The 23057-nt window shown below is 37.4% G+C and carries 15 protein-coding genes; 13 read left to right on the top strand and 2 right to left on the bottom strand.

Features of this window, described 5'->3' with window-relative positions:
- Position 1: 1 nt before the first annotated feature.
- Complete coding sequence (locus CSC80_RS02435; RefSeq protein ID WP_058103767.1) at positions 2-232, bottom strand: hypothetical protein; 231 nt, start codon at positions 230-232, stop codon at positions 2-4.
- Between the two features lie 219 nt (positions 233-451).
- On the opposite strand from CSC80_RS02435, the gene CSC80_RS02430 reads away from it, so the two are divergent.
- The 9 genes from CSC80_RS02430 (at position 452) to CSC80_RS02390 (ending at position 14373) form a co-directional block, all read left to right on the top strand.
- Entirely contained in the window at positions 452-2242 is a 1791-nt protein-coding gene (locus CSC80_RS02430) for an alkaline phosphatase (protein WP_099189562.1), read from the top strand.
- Between the two features lie 102 nt (positions 2243-2344).
- Positions 2345-2914: an RNA polymerase sigma-70 factor gene (locus tag CSC80_RS02425; RefSeq protein ID WP_058103765.1), complete on the top strand. Its 570-nt coding sequence runs from the start codon at positions 2345-2347 to the stop codon at positions 2912-2914.
- 147 nt (positions 2915-3061) lie between these two features.
- Positions 3062-4000 carry a FecR domain-containing protein gene (locus CSC80_RS02420; RefSeq protein ID WP_236973311.1) on the top strand — a complete coding sequence of 313 codons (939 nt, stop codon included), beginning with the start codon at positions 3062-3064 and terminating at the stop codon, positions 3998-4000.
- Between the two features lie 207 nt (positions 4001-4207).
- Positions 4208-7429: a TonB-dependent receptor gene (locus CSC80_RS02415; protein ID WP_236973310.1), complete on the top strand. Its 3222-nt coding sequence runs from the start codon at positions 4208-4210 to the stop codon at positions 7427-7429.
- 20 nt (positions 7430-7449) lie between these two features.
- Positions 7450-9207: a RagB/SusD family nutrient uptake outer membrane protein gene (locus tag CSC80_RS02410; RefSeq protein ID WP_099189555.1), complete on the top strand. Its 1758-nt coding sequence runs from the start codon at positions 7450-7452 to the stop codon at positions 9205-9207.
- Between the two features lie 72 nt (positions 9208-9279).
- Positions 9280-11100, top strand: a complete 1821-nt coding sequence (locus CSC80_RS02405) for a metallophosphoesterase (protein ID WP_236973309.1) — start codon at positions 9280-9282, stop codon at positions 11098-11100.
- Positions 11101-11269: 169 nt separating this feature from the next.
- On the top strand, positions 11270-12544 hold the full coding sequence (locus tag CSC80_RS02400; RefSeq protein ID WP_099189553.1) for a DUF5690 family protein: 1275 nt from the start codon (positions 11270-11272) through the stop codon (positions 12542-12544).
- Positions 12531-13688: a TIGR03364 family FAD-dependent oxidoreductase gene (locus CSC80_RS02395; RefSeq protein ID WP_099189551.1), complete on the top strand. Its 1158-nt coding sequence runs from the start codon at positions 12531-12533 to the stop codon at positions 13686-13688. Before CSC80_RS02400 ends, CSC80_RS02395 begins: the two co-directional genes overlap by 14 nt.
- Position 13689: 1 nt before the next feature.
- Positions 13690-14373, top strand: a complete 684-nt coding sequence (locus tag CSC80_RS02390) for a phosphonatase-like hydrolase (RefSeq protein ID WP_099189549.1) — start codon at positions 13690-13692, stop codon at positions 14371-14373.
- Positions 14374-14439: 66 nt separating this feature from the next.
- Here CSC80_RS02390 and CSC80_RS02385 read toward each other — a convergent pair whose 3' ends face one another.
- Positions 14440-15006 carry a helix-turn-helix domain-containing protein gene (locus CSC80_RS02385; protein WP_082642945.1) on the bottom strand — a complete coding sequence of 189 codons (567 nt, stop codon included), beginning with the start codon at positions 15004-15006 and terminating at the stop codon, positions 14440-14442.
- Between the two features lie 258 nt (positions 15007-15264).
- On the opposite strand from CSC80_RS02385, the gene CSC80_RS02380 reads away from it, so the two are divergent.
- Genes CSC80_RS02380 through CSC80_RS02365 form a run of 4 tightly spaced genes read left to right on the top strand, consistent with a single transcriptional unit; the run spans position 15265 to position 23055 of the window.
- Positions 15265-18444 (top strand): SusC/RagA family TonB-linked outer membrane protein, encoded by a 3180-nt coding sequence (locus tag CSC80_RS02380; protein WP_099189548.1) that lies wholly within the window; start codon positions 15265-15267, stop codon positions 18442-18444.
- Between the two features lie 30 nt (positions 18445-18474).
- Positions 18475-20028, top strand: a complete 1554-nt coding sequence (locus tag CSC80_RS02375) for a SusD/RagB family nutrient-binding outer membrane lipoprotein (RefSeq protein ID WP_099189546.1) — start codon at positions 18475-18477, stop codon at positions 20026-20028.
- The gene (locus CSC80_RS02370; RefSeq protein ID WP_180268573.1) at positions 20018-21685 is read left to right on the top strand and encodes an alkaline phosphatase family protein; all 1668 of its coding nucleotides are present in this window, start codon (positions 20018-20020) and stop codon (positions 21683-21685) included. Before CSC80_RS02375 ends, CSC80_RS02370 begins: the two co-directional genes overlap by 11 nt.
- A 17-nt stretch (positions 21686-21702) precedes the next feature.
- Positions 21703-23055: an aspartate aminotransferase family protein gene (locus CSC80_RS02365; protein WP_099191384.1), complete on the top strand. Its 1353-nt coding sequence runs from the start codon at positions 21703-21705 to the stop codon at positions 23053-23055.
- The last annotated feature ends 2 nt before the right edge of the window (positions 23056-23057 follow it).

Genomic DNA, 23057 nt, shown 5'->3' with positions numbered 1-23057 from the left:
TTTATAGCTTCACTTTTATTTCCTTTATTCTGAAAGCTTGTGTTCTAAGTAGATTTTGAAAAATACGAACAATTCTTTCTTGGTTTTCCTCAGGTATACGCCCTCCTATAATCCAATTCTTCTTAGCGTATTTGGTACTTTCCAAGTTGAACTCGGCCATTAAGCATTCTAAAGCTTCTTCGCGAGTTTCGTCGTTCATTTTACTGAACATTTGTTTAATATTTTCGGTCATTGGTGGTTTTGGTAGTTTTCAAAAATAAATAAAAAAATCTTTCAGCTAGCTAAAAAAAATAAATAGATATGAGCATTTTGATAACAACTTAATGTTTACTTGATATTAATTTAAAATAATTAAGAAATTTAGACCTCACTTTTGCAAACCAAAGAAAATAGCTTAGGTAAAAAAACACCTAATGATTGTTGACCAAATTTCTTCTTTATATAATTATTTATGAGACTTTTAAAATTACCAATAGTTTGTTTATTGTTCATTAGCGTGTGTGCGGGTTATACACAAGAATTTAAAGTGCATTCCCATAACGATTACAAGCAAAATATTCCTTTTTGGAAAGCTTTGGGCGCAGAGGTGCAATCTGTTGAGGTTGATGTGTTTTATAAGGACGGAAAATTGTTGGTAGCACATGAACAAAATGAAATTCAAGAAAACTCAACCTTGGCCCGACTTTATTTAAATCCCCTTCAAGAGGCTATAGCCTTAGGGTTGCTTAACAATAAATCTTTACAATTATTGATAGATGTAAAGTCAAACGCACATAAAACGTTAAATGCTATAGTTGCTGAATTGAAAGAATACCCAGCAATCATTAACGCCGATAATGTAAAAATTGTTATCTCGGGTAACCGCCCAGATTTGAAAGAATATATTGATTATCCTGATTTTATTTTCTTTGATTATCAGAGTTTGCAGCCTGTAAACAATACTGAAGTGCTTAAAAAAATTGCGTTGATAAGTTTAAGTTTTAAAAACTATTCTGAATGGAACGGTAAAGGTAGACTTACTTCTCAGGACTTTATAAGTGTTACTGAAGCTATTAATAAGGCACATGCTTTAAATAAGCCTTTTCGTTTTTGGGCAACACCAGATTCAAAATCTGCTTGGAAGGCTTTTGTTGACATGGGTGTAGATCATATAAATACGGATATGCCCAATGAATGTGTTACATATGTTACTTCCTTAAAAGACAGAGTAGTGCAAAATTCTGTTTTTTCTAAAGTGTATTATCCAAATTTTAAAGTAGATCAAGCAAAAAGGGTTCCAAAGAATATTATTCTAATGATAGGTGACGGTAATGGGTTAACGCAGATATCGTCTACTGTTTTAGCAAATAATGGAGAATTGTCCTTAACGCAATTAAAAAGTATAGGTTTTATTAAAACACAATCTGCAGATGATTTTACCACAGATTCTGCGGGTGCAGGTACAGCGATAGCTACAGGGCAAAAAACAAATAATAGGGCAATAGGTACTAATAAGAAAGGTGCGACTATTCTCAATCTCACAGAAATATTATCTGAAAAAGGTTTTTATACAGGGGTCATTACTACAGATGAAATTACTGGGGCAACACCTTCTTCTTTTTATGCGCATAGAACGGATAGGGGTATGGCGGCAGAAATAGCCTCTGACTTAAAAATCTCTAAATTAAAACTGTTTCTCTCTCAGCCAACAAAAACGGTAAAACATATTGATGATGCCGGTTTTGTAATAAAAACCGATATAAACACTATAGGCGCAAGTGAAGATGAAAAAATAGGAGCTTGGTTTGATCATTCCAATGAAAACGTGACCGAATCAAATGTCCAAAAATTGGCTTTGGCCACCAAGAATGGAATTTCATATTTGAATAAAGAGAAGCCTTTTTTCTTAATGGTAGAAGGTGCAAAGATTGATAGTTATGGTCATGCCAATGATATAAAGGGTGTTGTTACGGAAAGTATCTCTTTTGATAGGGCGGTATCAGAGGCTATAAAGTTTGCAGATGAAGATGGTAATACCCTAGTAGTGATTACAGCAGATCACGAAACTGGCGGGTTGACCATACCGCAAGGTAATGTTGTTAGGCATGAGATTGAGGCGGATTTTACCACTCATGACCATACCGGCACTATGGTTCCTGTTTTTGCTTATGGTCCCATGTCACAGGAATTTCAAGGGGTGTACGAGAACAATGAAATTTTTGATAAATTATTAAAGGTGTTGAAAATTGCTGTTAAAAAGTAATTTGCAGAGCACTATCCGCTCATTAGGTTAAAGAGATCATTTTACCTAATGTTTACAATGTTATAATATCACTTCAATTAATTTATAGGAGATTTGTGAACTATGAAAGTGGAGGGAATAGATAACGGTAGTATTGAAAATTTGGTTTTGCGTGTAAAAAAGTCGGACCAAAAAGCATTCAATATATTGTTTACAGAGTTATGGGATCCAATGTATTCCTACGCTTGTTCTATACTCATGAATGACAGTCTAGCCCAAGATGTGGTGCAGGATATTTGGGTAGATTTTTGGCAACGAAGACAAGATTTGGATGTCAAGTTTTTAAAATCTTACCTATATAAATCTATTCGTAATAAATGTTACAATCATTTACGCAATCAAAAATTCAATAAGATTCAGTTAGAGGTTGCACATACATTGTCTGTAGCATCAGATGTGGATCAAAATGATGATGTCATTGAATTATCTACCAGAATAAATAGTGTCATCTCTCACCTTCCAAAAAGATGTCAGGTAATTTTTAGACTTAGTCGTATAAATAATATCGACAATAAGGAGATTGCCCATAAATTGGATATTTCCCAACGTTCCGTAGAGAACCAAATTTCTTTTGCCTTACGCCAATTGCGAAAAGAACTTGCCGTGGCAAAAACCTTGTTTTTCTTTCTTTAGTTTCCTTTTCATTATCTAAAAGTTAAGCACACCGTTGTTTTGTTAAGTAACCATTAAGCCTGCTTTTTGGAGTGTGCGTGCCCCTTAGGTTATGGTACTTGTGATTGTAACAATAGTATAATGACCGAAAAAGAAGTAAAAATACTCATGAACAAGTACCTAAATGGTACAATTACAACTACAGAAGAAAAACTTTTAGAAAAGTTTGATGCTTCTCTAATGCTTAATACAGAAGGTCATGTATTTAAAAATGATGATCATAGAAAACAGGTAGGGAAAAAACTGCTGAAGAGAATACATGACAAGCAAAATAGAAAGTCGGATAAATCTTGGGTGAAAGTTGCTGCAGCTATTGCGATAATAATCAACCTAGGGGTTTTAACATATTTAGGGTTAAATACAGAAAATAAAAAGACGGTTACTGTATCACAAATAGTTGAAACTACAGAATGGGGTCAACGAAAAGATTTTGTGTTAGCTGATGGTACAGAGATAAAATTGAATTCGGGAAGTACAATTTCATTTCCAGAGAAATTTTTGGGCAACACCAGGGAGGTCACCTTAGTGGGCGAGGCCTTTTTTAATGTGGCAAAAGATAAGACCAAACCTTTTATCATAAAATCCGGAGATTTAAGCACTACGGTTTTGGGCACATCATTCAATATTAATGCATACCCTAAAAGCAATGATATTTTGGTAACCGTTGCTACGGGTAAAGTGCAAATTGGAGCTAAGGATAATACGGTGTTCTTACTGCCCAATGAACAGGGCGTATTTCATAAAAATTCTGATAGTATTTCAAAAAACGATGTTGATACCAATAGTTTGATCAATTGGCAAAAAGGACTTTTAACGCTGAATGATATAACCATGAAAGAGGCACTTGATGTTTTACAGAAGTGGTACGGAGTCACTTTTGTAATTCATGATGATACGCCGTTAGATTGCCATATTACCGCTTCGTTCAATAATGAAAGTTTGTCCAATGTTTTAGAAAGTATCACTTATGTGAAAAAGGGTTTGTCTTTTCAACCCTTGAAGAACAGTACTATTCTGATCAAAGGAAAATGTAGAGATAATGACTAACAAACCAAAAACCAATTATGATGTAGACCTAAACCTAAAAAAGTAGACAGCCTGTAACACTTTGGCGAGCTAAACAGACTGTCAATTATTCAAAGATTATTTATAAAAAACAACCATTAAACATTATGTGAAATTATGAATTTGCTAACTAATAAACAATTTATCAAGTTGACATTCAATACGTTTTGTCTCCTTATGATCATGGCGATGCTGAATCCCATATTTGCAGCTGACCTTAGGGGCCAAAAATTAGAAAATTACAAAGTGGATATCGCCGTTGAAGGCGCTACGGTATTGGATATTTTAACCAATATCGAAGATCAGACAAATTTTAATTTTGTGTACGATCGCAAAGTAGGTAAGCTTAAGAATACCTATAGTGTAGCTTATGAAAGCGTGTCTTTACGATCCGTTTTAGAGCTAATGGCCAAAGATGCCAATTTAACCTTTAGAAGGATTAATAATACTATTTCTATTACCGTAAAACCAAAGGTTTTCAAAAGAGTGGTAGAGGTTGAGTTTTTGACCGTTAATGGTACGGTTACCGATCAGGGTGGTGTTCCATTGGTTGGTGCTACGGTACTTGAAAAGGGAACTTTAAACGGGGTCACTACAGATTTTGATGGTAACTTCACAATTGATGTTAAGAGCGATGCTGTATTGGAGGTATCTTATTTGGGCTTTACAACGCAAGAAGTTGCCTTGCAGGGCCAAACCACAATAGCTGTTCAATTGGTGGAAGATGCTACGCAATTGGATGATGTTGTTGTTGTGGGCTATGGTACTCAAAAAAGATCGGATGTTACGGGATCCATTGCATCGGTTAAAAGTGAAAACTTCAATAAAGGGGTAGTTGCCAATCCTGGTCAATTATTACAGGGTAAAGTTGCCGGTGTAAATATTACTTCGGTAAGTGGTGAGCCTGGCGCTTCACAAAATATTGTTATTCGTGGTATTGGTAGTTTTAGATCGGGTACTTCGCCTTTGTTCGTAATAGATGGTTTTGTCATAGATAATACTTCTACGGGTGTGGCATCTAATCCTTTAAATTTCATCAATCCTCAAGATATTGAATCCATGGATGTGTTGAAAGATGCATCTGCTGCCGCTATTTATGGGGCACGTGCTGCAAATGGGGTTATTGTGATCACTACTAAAAAAGGAAAAACCGGTAAAACGGAAATGAATGTTTCGGTTTCTACGGCTTTTGCAACATTGGCCAATAAAATAGATGTGTTTTCTGCAGATGAGTTCAGAAGACAGGTGCCGGCTGTTGGTGGTACTTTGGTGGATGGTGGCGCAAATACCAATTGGCAAGATGAGCTTACACAAACAGGTATTTCTAAAAACGTAAACTTTTCAATGAGTGGTGGGGCATCTGATAAATTCAATTATTATGCTTCTGTAGGGGTTGACGATCAAGAGGGTACGTTTGCCAATAGTTCTTTAAAAAGATATTCTGGCCGTTTAAACTTGAATCAAAAGGCTTTGGACGGTAAGTTGAATATAGATTTCAATTTATCCGCTTCTAGAACTTTGAACAACAGACCAGATGCTGGTGCTACGGTTGCAGATATGTTAGAGCTGAACCCTACAATACCTTTATACACAAATGGTGAACCCACTTTGTTAGATGATAATAGGTTAAACCCAATGATTCGTAATGAAATCTATGCCGATGAGTCTAATAGTAACCGTATTTTGGCGAATATTTCTCCATCTGTAGAGATTGTAAAAGGATTAACGTACAAACTTAATTTGGGTGTAGATTATTCCTCTACAAATAGAGATCAACAACGTGCACCGTATGCCTTGTTAGAAGATTTAAATCAAGGGTATTTAAATAGTTGGATCACTACTAACCAGAATACGCAGGTAGATAACACGTTGACCTATACATTTGAAAAAGGAGATCATGGAGCAACAGTTTTGGTTGGTCACTCTTACCAAGAAGTGTTCTTCCAACAAAAGAAATTTGAGTTGCAAAGTTTTGCGGATAATGGTATTGATCCAAGATATCAAGATCAGATCAGTAGCCAAGAATTTCCTACTAGTTTGTTCTCTACGGCAGAGAAAAATGAATTACAATCTTTCTTTGGTAGGGTAAATTATGATTATCAAGATAAATATTTATTGACTGCCACCATGCGCGCAGATGGTTCTTCAAAATTTGGAGAGAACAATAAGTACGGTTATTTTCCTTCTGTAGCCTTAGGTTGGAATATAAGTAAAGAGATTTTCCTGTCAGAAAGTACCATTGTGAACAACCTAAAGCTACGAGCTAGTTGGGGTCAAACGGGTAGTCAAGAAGGTATAGATAATAAAGTGTCATTGGCAAGTTATATTGATAGTAAAAGTGATAATGACACCTATCCTTTAGATGATAGTGCTACTACATTAGATGGTTATCCATTTGGTACGGTACCTGCTCGTACTGCAAATCCTAATTTAAAATGGGAAGTTGCTACACAGACCAATATTGGATTGGATTATGGTTTCTTGAATAATAAAATTACGGGTACGGTAGATTATTTTAATAAGGTAACTACAGATGTAGTATTGTTTGCCAATAGAGTGGATCCTATTCAACCAACCGAGAAAATATGGACCAATCTTGAAGATTTGGAAATACATAACTCCGGTGTAGAATTTGCGTTGGATTTTAGAACAATGATCGGTGAAGATTTCTCTCTTAATGTAGGTGGTAATGCTACTTTTATTAAAAATGAGGTTACGGACTCTCCTTTTGCCATTATTACCACAGGTGCCGCACAAGGTGGTGGGCAAACTGGCGCAACGATCAACGGTTATTTGAACAATGAGGCAATAGGTACCTTTTACATGAAAGAGTTTATTGGTATTGGTGATGACGGTTTAAATCAATTTAGAGATGTAAACGGTGACGGTGAGATTTTAGATGATGACCGTATTGCTGCAGGTAGTGCCCTGCCAGATTTTACTTATGCCTTCTATTTGAATTTTGATTATAAGAATTTTGATTTAGGATTTAATTTTAATGGGGTGTCCGGTAATAAAATTTACAACCACACCGCAATGTCCTCATTCTCAAAAGGACAATTGAGCAGAAATTTGAATACTACTGATTTCGCTATTCAGTTTCCAAACGAAGATGTTAATAATTCCAATGAGGTATCAACCAGATATTTGGAAGACGGTGCTTACCTAAAACTGAACAATGCTACATTGGGATACAACCTTTTGGCCAGTAAAATTGGGTTAGATGATTATGTGAACGATATACGCTTTACACTAACGGGTCAAAATTTATTCATCATTACGGATTATACGGGCTACAGTCCAGAGGTAAACACAGGTAGTGAAATAGATGGTATACAAACTTTTGGTATAGACCGGTATACTTACCCTAATTCAAGAACCATCTTGTTTGGTTTAAATGTATCCTTTTAACACAAAAAAAATCTATCAAAATGAAAAATAAACTAATTATATCATCACTGGTTCTGGTCTCTTTGTTGACATGGAGCTGTACTGATCTAGAAGAAGAATTATTAGATGAATCATTAACAGGTGCCCAGGCAGAAGTGATTAGTGGGGCTATTGCACCCGCTTACGGTTATATTTCTTGGACATGGAGGCATACCAATTATTATGGTCTACAGCTTATACCATCAGATGAGGCAATACTACCTTATAGAGGAGGAACGGATTGGTTTGACGGTGGTAAGTTCTTGGCGGCTCATAGCCATAATTTCACCCCTACTAATGATTTGGTCGCTAGTGGTTGGAATGAGCTTACCACGAATATTTCAAGAACCTTGGCCGCCATTGAAGTACTTACTCCGTTAGCGGATGAGGGAGATGCGGAAGCAGCAGGGGCATTGTATGAAATGAAAGCCTTAAGAGCGTATTTGAACATGTTATTGCTAGACAGTTGGGGTATTGTTCTTAAAAAGGAATCATCTGAAGAGCTTTCAGAGGTTTTGAGAACACAAGATGCCATAGACTATATTGAGAGCGAGTTGTTGTCTGTTGTTGATGTGATCAATGATGATAAAGGACCTGGTAGAATGTCGCGTTCTGCTGTATATGGTTTTTTGGCTAGATTGAACTTGAACGCTGCCGTATACCGTGATCCTTACGGTACGCCTAATTTCACGCAGGCAGATATGGACCAGGTAATCACATATACCAGTAATATTATAGATTCTGGAAACTTTTCTTTATCTCCAGAGTATTTTGAACTGTTCAATGATGAGAACCATTCTAACCCAGAATTGATATTTGCTTTAGATCAACGTGGTGTATTGACCCAGGAACATAGTCGTTGGGCATATTGGTCAATTGCGGGGTCAATGTTTCCAAGACCTGAGTGGCCTAGTGCCGATGGTACTGACGGACCTGCCGTTACTTCAGATTTTTATCAAACGTGGGTAGATGCCTATGGAGATGTTGATCCTGCGGATGCAGATGCTCGTTTCTATCAAAAAAACACCTTGGTGCCAGATGCTCAACTGGCAGATTTGGAAGGTCGTGAAAAATTATTGGAAACTGAGACCGAAGATAGTTTTTACTGTGTACAAGATGTTGCTTTTGAAATGGATAGAGGTATTCTTCGTGGTATACAATGGGGACCTAGAAAAGGTGATGACGGCCAGTTTCTTACCTGTGAAGACGGTACTATTAAAATTTTACCGGTAAGACAGATAAAAGGAAATGGTCCTTCTCGAGATATAGGGTACGTAGATCACACTTTGGAAATAGATTTTACCAATGAAGGATCTTTGCATAATACGGGTTACAGGGCATCTAAGTATCAATTCAGCCGTACCTCACCAAATGGTAATGGTAACAGTAGTGTTGACTTGGTGTTGATGAGACTTGCCGAGGTATATTTAATGCGAGCGGAAGCTAAATTAAGAAATGGCGATGCTGCCGGTGCATTGGCAGATGTAAATGTGGTAAGAACTTCAAGAACTGCACGCCCGGAACAAACCCCAGATCCTTTAACTGCGGTAGATACGGATATCTTATTTCGCGAGCGTGGTTTTGAACTGTATTGGGAAGGGTTTAGAAGAGGAGATCAAATTCGTTTTGGAAAGTATGAAGATACTTGGACGGAAAAAACGGATACCGATGTAAACCATAGATTGTTCCCAATTCCACAAAGTGCCGTTGATGGTGCTTCTGGTATAGATGGTTTCTTAGAGCAGAACCCAGGGTATTGATCAAAAATTAGCTTTAATAGGAAACGGTAAGAATATGAATTCTTGCCGTTTTCTTTTAATATATAATTGTTCATGAAAATTAATTTTAAAAGTATGAAAGGTTATATGTCAACTTTCTTTGTTCTATTATTTCATTTGGCGTGTACTTCTCAAACTATAAGGAACGAAGTTCAAATTGCCTTCATGGCCGATGTTCATTTCGCAGATGTGTATCCTGAATTTGAAGAATTAAATCCTGATGTGTATACAGACACCGTGAATGGTAAAAATGTTTTAATACGGTCAATGGAATCACAATTACATTCTACCCGATTGTTCAATGAAAATTATTTCGCTTTTCAGGCGGCTTTAGATGATGCCGTCAGAAGAGGAATTAAAATTATTGCCATGCCTGGCGATTTTAGTGATGATGGTCAGCCTGTTCATATTAAAGGTTTAAAGAAAATAATGAATCGTTATGCTGAGGAATACAATGTGTCTTTTTTTATGGTAAATGGTAATCATGATCCCACGAGACCTTTTGGAAAACAAAGTGGTGAACGTGATTTTCTTTCAAAACATGGTCGATTGCAACCTATTATGAGTACTAAAGGCTTATATACATCGAGCACTATAGCTGAGGAGCCTATAGTGATTGCTAAAGAAATTGCGGAGTGGGGGTATAAAGAGATTTTAGAAGAGTTAAAAGCGTATGGCTTTTTTCCGCAACAAAAGTTCAGATATTGGGAAACTCCTTTCTCTACTTATGATTATGAAGACTATACTTTTAAAAAAGCGGAATTGGCATCTAAACTGGATAATAGAATTTCGTCTAGCGCTACGTTAAAAACAATTCCAGACGTAAGTTATCTGGTAGAGCCGGTAGAAGGTGTTTGGCTTTTGGCTATAGATGCTAATGTGTACACGCCAAAATCAGATGGTAAAGGGTTTAACGGTTCTGGCATAGGTTATAATGAAGTATTGACATATAAACGATATCTGCTAGAGTGGACAGAAAAGGTGGTAGAAAACGCCAATCGGTTAGGTAAGACGTTAATTGCGTTTAGTCATTACCCTATGGTCGATTTCAATGATGGGGCAACTGATGAAATGAAACAGTTATTCGGTGTCAATAGTTTTCAAGCGCATCGTGTGCCCGATGAGGTCGTAGGTGAAATTTTTGCCGATATGGGATTGAAAGTACATGTGGGTGGGCATATGCATTTAAACGATACGGGTATCATAACTACCAAGAATGGTAATACATTAACGAATATACAAACTCCTTCATTGGCTGCTTATCCGCCAGCTTATAAGTTAATGACCATAAAAAATACATCTAAGTTGGAAGTAGAGACTGTAGTTTTGGATTCGGTAGCTTCCTTCAATTCTTTTTTTGAAAATTATAAAAAAGAGCATGATTTCCTAAGAGATAATTTTCCTGATAGAATGTGGAACGACACTATTTTGGCATCATCCAATTACCTCGATTTTACAAATATACATTTACAGGAATTGGTGCGTTGGCGTTTATTGCCTAACAATTGGCCTGAACATTTAAAAAAGTCATTGTTAAATATAAGTGGATGGCAATTGGTTCAAAAAGTTCTAGGCGAGGATTTTTCTGAAAAGGAATTATTGTTGAAAATGAACAATGCTGGTGTTTCAGAAACTGATTTTAAAAATTGGAGTGGTGGAGATTTAATTTTAGATTTTTATCGACTTAGAAATGCTGATGGAATTGCATTGATTGATATTGAACCTAATAGATTAAAAACGTATAGTTTTTTGTTTGATGTATTGCAACGGCAAACTGGAAATGAAGATATACTTTCATTACAATTATTTGCGCTAATTTTTCAAAAACAGATGAATGGGGAAGAGTCAATGAAATTTAAGGTCCATTTAGAATAATGTTTGTAACAATCTCCTCAATAATTCAGAGGTTTAACTTAATCTATCACTTTTTATAACCATCTAATAACATTTAAAAAGTTACTAATAGTAAATAAATATAGATTTTTGAGGTAATTATTTACTATTAGTAAACAAATGTTACGTGTTTAAGATTTCTAAAATAAATATGGCCATACTGTTAAATGGAGCTTTAGCTTCGTTCGGACTTTACTTTTGTATGTATGCTTTTAGAAAGCCTTTTTCAGTAGCCACATTTGATGGTCAAATGTTGTTTGGTATCGACTACAAAATTTTGCTCATTTTGGCTCAGGTAGTAGGGTATATGCTTTCTAAATTTATTGGCATTCGGGTGGTTTCTGCATTGCAGGTACAAAATAGAGTAGCCTATTTAACGGGCATGATCTTATTTGCAGAATTAACGCTGGTACTATTTGGTCTGCTGCCAAGTCCATATAATTTCATACTATTTTTCCTTAACGGACTTTCCTTGGGTATGATCTGGGGAATTACGTTTTCTTTTTTGGAGGGTAGAAAAATGACCGAGATACTGAGCATTATTCTATGTTCTAGTTTTATAGTGTCTAGCGGTGCCGTAAAATCTGTTGGGTTATGGTTAATTACCACCTATGCAATTTCCGAATTTTGGATGCCTGCGGTTACGGGAGCCCTGTTTCTTCTGCCGTTTTTCATTTGCCTTTATTTTTTGAACAAATTACCTCCACCAACAGCAGAGGATATTAAACTCAGAAAGAAAAGAAAACCAATGTGTGCAGCGGATCGTAAAAAGGTCTTCAGCAAATTTTCTTTTCCGATTATAATTTTAGTGGTCTTTTATACCGCGCTTACCGCGTTACGGGATTTTAGGGATAATTTTTCTAGAGAATTATGGGACAGTGTGGGGTATGCCGGTGATGCTTCTATTTATACACTATCTGAACTTCCAATAGCATTTTTGGTGTTACTTGTATTGGGGTTGTTCGGGTTGATAAAAAATAACTTTAAGGCTTTTATGGGGTTTCATTTCTTGTTGATACTGGCAAGTGTGCTGGTAGGGGTTTCTACCTTTTTATTTCAACAAGGCGCCCTTCAGCCTGTGTATTGGATGGTGTTTATAGGTTTTGGACTTTATGCCTGCTATGTGCCGTTCAATTGTATCTTTTTTGATCGGATGATCGCCACTTTTTCTATTAAAGGTAATGCTGGTTACCTTATTTATATTGCAGATTCCTTCGGTTACTTGGGTAGTATGGCAGTATTACTTTATAAAAATTTTGGAAGCCCAAATAGTTCTTGGCTACAGTTTTTCATGGGTGCTACCTACTGTATTGCCTTTTTGGGTGTAGGTGTTTCTATAGTATCCATGTTCTATTTTCAAAAGAAATACAAGCAAAATAATTCTAGTATCCATTTTAAAATCCCCATGATTAATGGCAGATATTGAGTATGATTTAGTTGTAGTTGGTGGTGGTGTGTTAGGTACTTTTCATGCCTATCATGCCATGAAAAAAGGGTTAAAAGTAGCTTTGCTTGAAAAAGATGCTATGCCCAAAGGGGCTACAGTTCGCAATTTTGGACAGGTGGTACCCTCTGGTATGAATACCAAATGGCAACAATACGGTCGTAAAAGCTTAAAGATATATAAGAAGATCCATGCTAAATTTGATATTTCGGTACGGCAAGAAGGATCTATTTATTTGGCTTCTAACGATGATGAGATTCAGCTAATTGAAGAGTTGAAAGAAATTAACCGAGCCAATAATTACACTTCTATTCTTTTTACAAAGACGGAATGTCTTAGAAAATACCCAGGATTAAATGAGCGGTATGTAAAAGCTGGTTTATTCTTTCCTGAGGAAATTACTGTAGAACCTCGCACCATGATCGGTCGTGTACATAAGTATTTAAAGAAAAAAGGGGTAAGCATTTTTTATAAGGCTAAGGTAATTGAATGCAATGCGCTTAATAATGAAGTAAGCACTCAATTGGCAAACGGTAGAATGTTGATGTCTGCAAAGGTAATTATCTGTAATGGTAGCGATTTTAAAACGTTGTATCCAGAACTATTTTCCACTAGTGATTTAGAGGTTTCTAAGTTACAGATGATGAAGACCAAATCACAAGGTGATTTTAAAATTAGCGGATCTATATTAACGGGACTTTCCATTAGAAGATATGAGGCTTTTGCTGAGTGTCCGTCTTATTTAAAGATCAAATCCAAAGAACCAATGGATAGTCTTGAGAAAAAATGGGGAGTACATATTTTATTTAAACAAGCTATGGATGGTGGGGTTATTCTTGGGGATTCTCATGAATATGCAGATGCGGACAATATTGATGATCTTGGGTTCGACTTAAATATGGATATTGATGACTTAATGCTAACAAGGGCCAAAGAAATTTTTAGCCTGCCCACCTATGAAATTGAACAGCGTTGGTTTGGCATGTATTCTCAATGTATGAATTCTGATATTTATGAGCGCACCATAGATAGGAATATTCATATTGTTACCGGTATTGGGGGTAAGGGAATGACCGGTAGTGCAGGTTTTTCAAAACAGAACATTCAACAAATTTTTAATATTTAGCATGCATAGAATTAAATTGGCCGTATTTGATATGGCAGGTACTGTTGTCAATGAAGACAATGTGGTATATAAGACTTTACAAAAGGCGATCAATGAGAGAGGTTTTCAATTGACCTTGGATTTTGTGTTGGAACATGGTGCCGGTAAAGAAAAACATCAAGCAATAAAAGATATTATTAAAGCGGACATCGGTAGTGTAGATGCAGAAATGGCAGCTTCCATTTTTGAAGATTTTAAGGTGTTGCTTAATGAAGCATACCATAAGCTGGAGGTAGGTAGTTATGAAGGTGTAGAACAGATGTTACTGTCATTAAAAGAAAATGGCATTAAAGTAGCTTTGAATACAGGGTATGATAGTAAAACCGCCCAGTTATTATTAAATAAAATGGATTGGACCGAAGGCAAGCAGTATGATGTTTTAGTAACGGCAGATGATGTGGTTCTTGGTAGGCCTAATCCAGATATGATCGTTGAGGCAATGATGAAACTTAACGTTCATGATGAAGAACTGGTGCTAAAAGCCGGTGATTCCATAATCGATATTGAAGAGGGAAAAAATGCCAATTGTGGGGTTACGATCGGGGTGACCACTGGTGCACATACCAGACATCAGTTATTAAGTGCAAACCCAACCCATGTTCTTGATAGCTTAACCGAATTAAGGCAGTTGTTATTACCATCTTAAAGGATGAAAATAAAATAAAAAAAAAGCCACTGATCGTGGCTTTTTTTATTTGTATGTTTTGGTTGGTTATATAAAAAAGTAAAGTACTAACATAGTTGCCGTATTGTTGCTCCTGTTTTCTGGGACATGGGCAATTCTACCATCAAAAAATATAGAATCTCCTTCTTTGATCAGTACCTCCTCTTCGTCTATAATATAATAGCATTCACCTGAAAGCATGTATTTGAACTCATAGGCATCGGTCTTTACCTTGTCTCTTTTAGAGTTGGGGTGTACGTGTAATAATACGGCTTCAAAACCTAGGCTATTAAGCTGTTTACCAAAAATAAGCGAATAAGAAAATCCAATAGCATCGTCTTCTTTTTCTATAAAGGTATTATCCTCTTTTCTAGAAACAATAAAATTGGCTCCGTTAGATTGTGGTAGTCCGCTAAAAAAATCGGTCACTTCAATATCCAAGGAACTTATAATTTTTAATAGTACGGGTAAAGAGGGAATTGTTCTACCATTTTCTATTCTAGAAATAAGTCCTGCTGTTACTCCGGCGCGCATGGCAATTTCACTAATAGTCAAACTCCCGTTTTTACGAATTTCTTTGATCCGTTTGCCAATTCCAATAAGGTAATCATCCATTGATAAGTGTTCTCCTACAAACATAATGAAAAATAAAATGTATTGTTTTTTGGTAGGTGCTACAGCTGTAATCAGCCATGGTGCAGGGGCTTAACATAAAACTTACATTTTGCATATTTGTAAATAATGTTTAACTAACCATAAGCTAACTTTAGCTTTGTAATGGTTGCAATTGCTTAATGTGTAATAGGCTTGTCATTGAATTTTCATTTAGATATTTGCTAAACTAACAAACCAAAGTTTACAAATACGAACAAAATGAAAAAAACATTATTAATTACAATGCTTGTGTTTTTAGCAAGTTTTGTAGCACATGCCCAAACGGTATTTACGGGTAAGGTGTTAGACGAAAACCAAGTTCCTTTACCTGGTGCTACTGTAGTAGTGAAAGGAACAACGAACGGGGTGGCCACAGATTTTGATGGCAACTTCAGTATTGAACTGAACGGTTCAAATGACATTTTAGTGGTATCCTATATTGGGTATATTGCTCAGGAGTATAATACAGCGAATAAAATTACGGGCACCATAAACCTACAGCCAGATTCTCAACAACTAGATGAAGTTGTAGTTACCGCATTGGGAATAGAAAGAGAGAAAAAATCTTTGGGTTACGCCTCTCAAGAATTGGATAATGACGAGGTTGTTCAGGCACGGGAGCCAAACTTATTGAACAGCATGTCCGGTAAGGTGGCCGGTTTACAAATTACCAACAGCCCAACCGGATTGGGTGGCTCGGCAAGGGTTTCTATTCGTGGAGATGCTTCTCTGAACATTAATGGTAACTCGCCATTGTTCATTGTAGATGGTACACCTATCAGTAATGAAATTGTTGGTTCTAGTGGATCTGGTACGCAGAGTGTAGATTATGGTAATGGTGCAGCTGAAATCAATCCGCAAGATATAGAATCGATCAACGTGCTAAAAGGTCCGGCTGCAGCAGCGCTTTATGGATCAAGAGCGGCAAACGGTGCTATTATCATAACAACAAAAAAAGGGAAATCCCAAAGTAGTAAGCTTGGTGTTTCTTTTAATACGGGTATTACCGTAGAAAATGTATTAATGCTGCCAGACTGGCAAAATGAGTACGGACAGGGGAATAACCAACAGTTTTCTTTTGTGGATGGTAGTGGTTCAGGTATTGCCGATGGTGTTGATGAAAGTTGGGGCCCAAGATTGGATACCGGACTTATGATCGCACAATTTGACTCGCCAAGAACAGATGGAACCAGAGGTGGTGACACCTCGGTGAGTAATGCCGATATTATTCCTACACCATGGGTATCTCAACCTGATAATACAAAAGATTTCTTTGAAACTGGTATTACAAAGACCAATAGTATTGCCATTTCTAAAAGTGGTGAAATGGGAAACATGAGATTGTCGTTTCAGAACTTAGATCAAGAAGGTACATTGCCCAATACTGATCTCAATAGAAATACCTTAAGTTTTTCCGGAACCATGAATGTATCGGATAAAGTAAAGGTAAATGCCAATCTTAATTACGTAAAGACAGATAGTGACAATAGACCTGCAGTAGGTTACGGTACGGAAAGTATCATGTACCTGTTCATTTGGTACGGGCGCCAATTGAATACCAATAACCTTAGAGATTATTGGCAACCTGGTTTAGAGGGTATACAGCAGTTTAACTACAACTACAACTATCATGACAACCCTTATTTTACAATGTATGAGAATACCAATGCGCAAGATAAGGATCGTATGTTCGGTAATGTAAGCCTAACTTATGATATTAGTGAAAACTGGAAGTTGTTGCTTCGTAGTGGTCGTGATTTCTATAGAGATTTTAGGGTTCGTAAAAGAGCGTTCAGTACGCAGCGTTTTCCTTTTGGGACATATCAAGAAGATAATATTTTCTTTGAAGAAAGTAATTCTGATTTCTTGCTGAGTTATGATAAAACCTTTGGGGAAAAGTTTAATTTAAATATTTACGCAGGTGGAAACCAATTACGTCAAAAGCAAGATTTTACAAAAAGTGTAGCTCCACAGTTGATCAATCCCGGGGTGTATTCATTTAATAATAGTAGACAGGCAGTGCAAGTGAGCTCTAACAACAGTGAAAAGCGCATCAATAGTTTATACGGTTATGCCAGATTTGGTTATGACAATGTGTTGTTTATGGACATTACAGGAAGAAATGACTGGTCTAGTACATTGCCAGAAGGTAATAATTCATATTTCTATCCATCGGTTACATTAAGTGCCATTGCCAGTGATATGTTCAATATGCCAGACTGGGTAACGTTTGCCAAGGTAAGGGCTGCTTATGCTGAGGTAGGTAATGATACCGATGCGTATAGATTACGTAGTTTTTACCAAAATGAGACTCAATTTGATAGTTCCACACCTATATTGACAGAATCTTCATTGATACCAAATGCAAATTTAAAACCAGAGATAACAGGCTCTTATGAATTTGGTCTGGACCTGCGTTTTCTACAAAGTAGAATTAATTTGGATATGACCTATTATGATAGCGCTACCAAAAACCAGATCATAAATATTAGTACGGATATTGCCAGTGGTTATAGCAGTCAGTTGATCAATGCGGGCGAAGTTCGTAACTACGGTTTTGAGGCTATTGCCAACTTTGTTCCAGTGTTAACGGATAATTTTAAATGGAGCTCAACCTTCAATTTCGCCACTAATAAAAGTGAGGTGAAAGATCTGGGTGATGATATTCAGTTTACGTTGACCGAGGCTAACGGAGCATATATACAAGCTCGCGAAGGAGGTTCTATCAGTGCTATTTATGGTAGAGGTTTTCAAAGGGTAGAAGATGAAACTAGTGAGTACTTTGGGCAAATGATCATCAATAATCAAGGTATTCCAGAACGTACAGATGATTTGGTATACCAAGGTGATTATGCACCAGACTTTACTTTGGGTATACAAAATACCTTCAAATACAAGAATGTTGATCTAGGGTTTTTGATAGATACCAGACAGGGCGGTATCGTAGTATCTAGAACTAAGACTATTGGTAGTACTTCTGGGCAACTGCAAGAAACTTTAGAAGGAAGGGAAACCGGAATTGTTGCAGAAGGTGTTATAAATACGGGAACGGCAGAGAACCCTGTATATACTCCAAACACTATAAATGTAGATGCTAGAACATTCAATAACAGATATTATGAAAGGGATAATGTAGAAGCGGCAAAGTATGATGCTTCTTATACCAAACTTAGAGAGGTTTCATTAGGATATTCATTTCCGCAAAAAATGATCGATCAATTACCGATCACCAATGCTAGAATTTCTGTAACTGGTAGAAACCTGATTCTATGGACGGACAATCCTCATTTTGATCCAGAAACGGTTGGTGTTTCCGGGGGTACGTTGCAACCGGGTATAGAAAATATGAGTTACCCAAGTTCGCGTTCGTTCACCTTTAACCTACAGGTTAATTTCTAATTGACGAAAACTAAATAATATAAAGAAATCATGAAAAAAATACTATTACTTCTAATATCCTTGGTACTTGCGGTTAGCTGTACCGAAGATTTTGAAACGATCAATATAAATCCTAACTATCCGGCTTCTGCACAACCAGAACTTTTATTGCCGGGCATACAACGAGAAATGGCCTATAATTGGGGGAACCAAGGTTGGGAAGAAGGTTTTACCGTGGTACAATATGGCGCTAGGTTGCAGTTTACCAGTGGCGATACCTATAACTGGTCTCCGTCTGGTGACCCTTATGACAATGCATATGCGTCTTTACGCGATGTGGAAAATATCATTAGGGATACGGAGACCAATGAAGAGGCGCAAAATTACTATGGTGTTGCCTTGGTAATGAAATCTTGGATTTATTCTTACGTAACCGATGCCTATGGTGATGTGCCTTATTCTGAAGCTACCAGTGGTATTGAAGACGGTAACGTAACTCCTGCTTTTGACGCTCAAAGCTCTATTTATGCTAGTATTTTGGCAGATTTAGAAACTGCGAACACCGTTTTAACGGGAGCTGGAAATATATCTGGCGACATCATCTATAATGGTGATATTGAAAAATGGAGAAAGTTTGCCAATTCATTGAGGTTGCGTTTGCTAATGCGTATCAGTGATGTTGATAATGCCACCGCAGTTGCGGGTATGGCTCAAATAACGGGTAACCCATCTGCCTATCCTATTTTTGAAAGTAATGAAGATATGGCTATTGTAGAGTGGAATTCTGATAACCCACAACCAAAATATGACGCCCGTAGCGGTAGTTTTGATGAGGTGAGATTAAGCCAAACTCTTGAAACCCGTTTAAAGGATCTGAACGATAATAGACTATATGTTTTTGCACAGCCAACTACAGATTCTGATAAAGGTATTTTCTCTGAAGATTTTAATGATTATGTAGGTATGCCCAATGGGTTGGATGATGAAGCGGCATTAGGATATAGTCCCTCTGGAAACCCAGATGAGTCCGGCTCAAATTTCATCTCTAGACTGGGTATTCTTTTAGCATGTAGGGCCTGTAACCCAGAGCAGGCTTCGGCTACGGCTTCACATACTATTATAATGAGCTACTCTGAACTTCAGTTTATTTTGGCAGAAGCTGCTGAAAGAGGTTTTATTTCTTCTGGCGATGCAGCTATGTATTATGAAAACGGAATTAGAGCTTCATTTGCATATTATACAGAAAGAGTTGCCGCTGGCGGATGGTCAGATATTGCCAATGCTATGCAAGCAACGGATCTTGAGGCTTATGTTGGGCAAGATGCTGTAGCATTAACTGCGGCTACAGATGATAATTTGGCGAAAATTGCGCTTCAAAAATGGATATCGTTATTCTACACCGGTTTTGAAGGATGGTCAGATTGGAGAAGAACGGGAATGCCAGAAGTAATTCCAGGACCAGATGCTGTTAACGATGGTATGGTTCCGGTACGTTTTCAATATCCAAATTCCGTAAAATCTACCAATAGCGAAAACTACAATGCCGCTGTACAAAGTATGGGTACCGATGATATTAATACCAAACTTTGGTGGGATGTTGATTAAGCAAAGGGTTAAAAAATACACTTCAATTATAACACTGACCATAGGGATGACCTCCCTATGGTCTTGTGATTATGACAAGTTGGATAAAATGGGTTCTGAAACCACCCATGTTGTGGTAATCGGTTTTGATGGGTTGAGTCCAGACGGACTCCAAAATGCTGATACGCCTACTTTTGATTCTATGATAGAAGAGGGTGCTTCAACCATGCACGCAAGGGCAGTTTTACCCACAAGTTCAAGTACCAATTGGGCTTCTATGATTATGGGTGCCGGACCGGAACAACACGGTATTACATCCAATGCTTGGGAAAGAGATAATCTTACCTTACCTGCGGTTACACAGAGCGAACCTTTTTTGTTTCCCAGTATTTTTCATTTGATTCGTGAGCAAAGAACATCGGAAAAAATTGGAGCTATTTATCATTGGGGAGGTTTTGGACGGTTATTTGAGAAAAATGCGGTAGACTTTGATGAAAATCCCGCTACCGAGGAAGAAACTGCTGTGAACGCCAGTAGTTATATCAAAGTAGAAAAACCCTTATTTACGTTTGTCCACTTTGATCATATTGATCATGCTGGTCATGAGTTTGGGCACGGTACAAAAGAGTATTACCATGCGGTTGAAAAGGCAGATTCATTATTGGCGGAAATTATGAAGGCCATTACGGAATCTGGTATGGCAGATAATACTATGGTAATCATTAGTTCTGATCATGGCGGTAAGGGCAAAGGCCATGGTGGCGAATCTATGGAAGAAATTGAAATACCTTTTATTCTTTGGGGCAAGGGTATAAAAAAAGATTATAGGATAAAATATCCTGTATACCAATATGACAATGCTGCAACTGTTGCACACGCCCTTCAAATTAAAACACCACGTGCATGGATCGGTAGACCTGTACTTGAGGCTTTTAAGGGTAAAAATGTGGAAGATGGTTACCCTACTTTGGTACAGTTGAAAAAACCAAGATTAAATAGACCAGCAAAGGGCTATGCAGCAGATGGGGGCTTGTTCAATGATGAGACCCAGTTAGTATTAGAAAACCCAAATGCCTACGGTGAAATTAGGTATACGCTAAATGGTGCAATGCCAACGAAAGAATCCAACACCTTTACACAGTCCATAGTTCTAAAAGAAAATACGGTGGTAAAGAGTGCCATATTTGTTGCTGATAAGTTGAGCAGTAGGGTTTCCGAAGCATTTTTTAGGATAAAACCAGCATCGCTTAAAGCTCCTGTTTCTTATGAGGTTTTTCATTTGAACAACCTTTCCTTTATTCCATCAATAGGGAATAGAAAACCGGATGCTAGGGGAACCGTTTTTGAATTTTCATCGGAAGAAGTTCGTCAGCATATACAAGTAAACACATTGTTCAGGTTTAAGAGTTTGCTCAAAATAGAACATGAAGACAGTTACAACTTTGCAGTAAGATCAGATGATGGTAGTAAGCTGTACATAGATGGTCACTTGGTTGTCGATAATGACGGGGACCATGGCGTAAGAACAAAAACAGGAAGTATTGAAATGGACAAAGGTAGTCACACCGTTGAAGTGCTTTGGTTCAATGGCGGTGGTGACGGTTGGTTAGATGTTTATATTGAAGGTGATAAAACGCCTAATCAAATTTTATCTACGGATTTTTTAAAAGCGCGATAATGTTGAATGACCGTAATATGAAACATGATCCATTGCAGAATAAACGTACCGAAGGAGATATAAATAACACACATGCCAGAAATGATTGGATTGATGGTATTACCGATGTAAAGACTTTAAGGTTATTGGAAAAAGATGCCCGTTACTTTTTTCATCAAGCTTTGTCTACGCCTTGTTTAGATGTGCTTGGTAATTGTAGCGGTCCACATATAGAGAATATATCCGGTAAGCGATATTTAGATTTTCATGGTAACAATGTGCATCAACTGGGGTTCTCACATCCTAAATTGGTAAAGCGCTTAACGGAGCAGTTACAGGGGCTGTCTTTTTCTACCAGGAGATATACGAATGAACCTGCTATAAAATTTGCGGAGAAGCTGGCTTCATTGCTTCCATCGGATTTAAATAGGGTTTTAATGACTCCAAACGGGAGTTCGGCGGTAGGTATTGCTTTAAAATTGGCACGCGCCGTTACCGGTAAATTTAAAGTGGTATCGTTTTGGGACTCATTTCATGGCGCATCTTTAGATGCTATCAGTGTTGGTGGAGAAGCTGTTTTTAGGGAATATATGGGACCAATGATGCCAGGTGTAGAAAGAATACCTCCACCTGTGACCTATAGGGGTATTTTTGAAGGTGATGAGGCTAAATGCTTGGAATATTTGGAATATGTATTTGCTAAAGAGGGTGATATAGGTGCTTTTATCGCAGAGACGGTTCGAAATACGGACGTTCAATTGCCTTCGGTAACATTTTGGAAAGCGGCTCGTGCATTATGTGATAAGTATGGGGTTGTTCTTATTTTAGATGAAATACCCATTGCTTTGGGCAGAACCGGAAAAATGTTCGCTTTTGAACATTACGGTATAGAACCCGATATTCTTTGCTTGGGCAAAGGTTTGGGCGGTGGTATTTTTCCACAGGCCTGTATGGTTACCAGAGATAGGTATAATACCTTCCCGGACATTTCATTGGGGCATTATACCCATGAAAAAAGTCCCATAGGTGCCATGGCGGCATTGACGACCTTAGAAATTATAGAAGAGGAAAAAATACTGCATAAGGTTGCGGGAGATTCTTTGACAATGTGTACTTCAATGACCATTTTAAAGGAAAAGTATGAACTTATAGGCGATATACGTGGTCGTGGATTACTATGGGGCGTTGAGTTGGTAACCAATAGGGAGACGAAGGAGAAAGCAGTGGAAAAAGCTGAACAGGTTATGTACAATTGCCTTAAAAATGGTCTGAGTTTTAAGGTATCCGCAGGTAATGTGCTTCAATTGGCTCCGGCGTTGACCATTACTAGAACTGAATTAAAGAATGCAATACAAATTTTAGAACATGCGCTAGATAGCGTTAGTAATTAATG

It is taken from the genome of Maribacter sp. 6B07 (genome assembly GCF_002700155.1).
GTDB classification, from domain to species: Bacteria; Bacteroidota; Bacteroidia; order Flavobacteriales; family Flavobacteriaceae; genus Maribacter; species Maribacter dokdonensis.
This window is presented reverse-complemented; position numbering and strand designations above follow the sequence as displayed.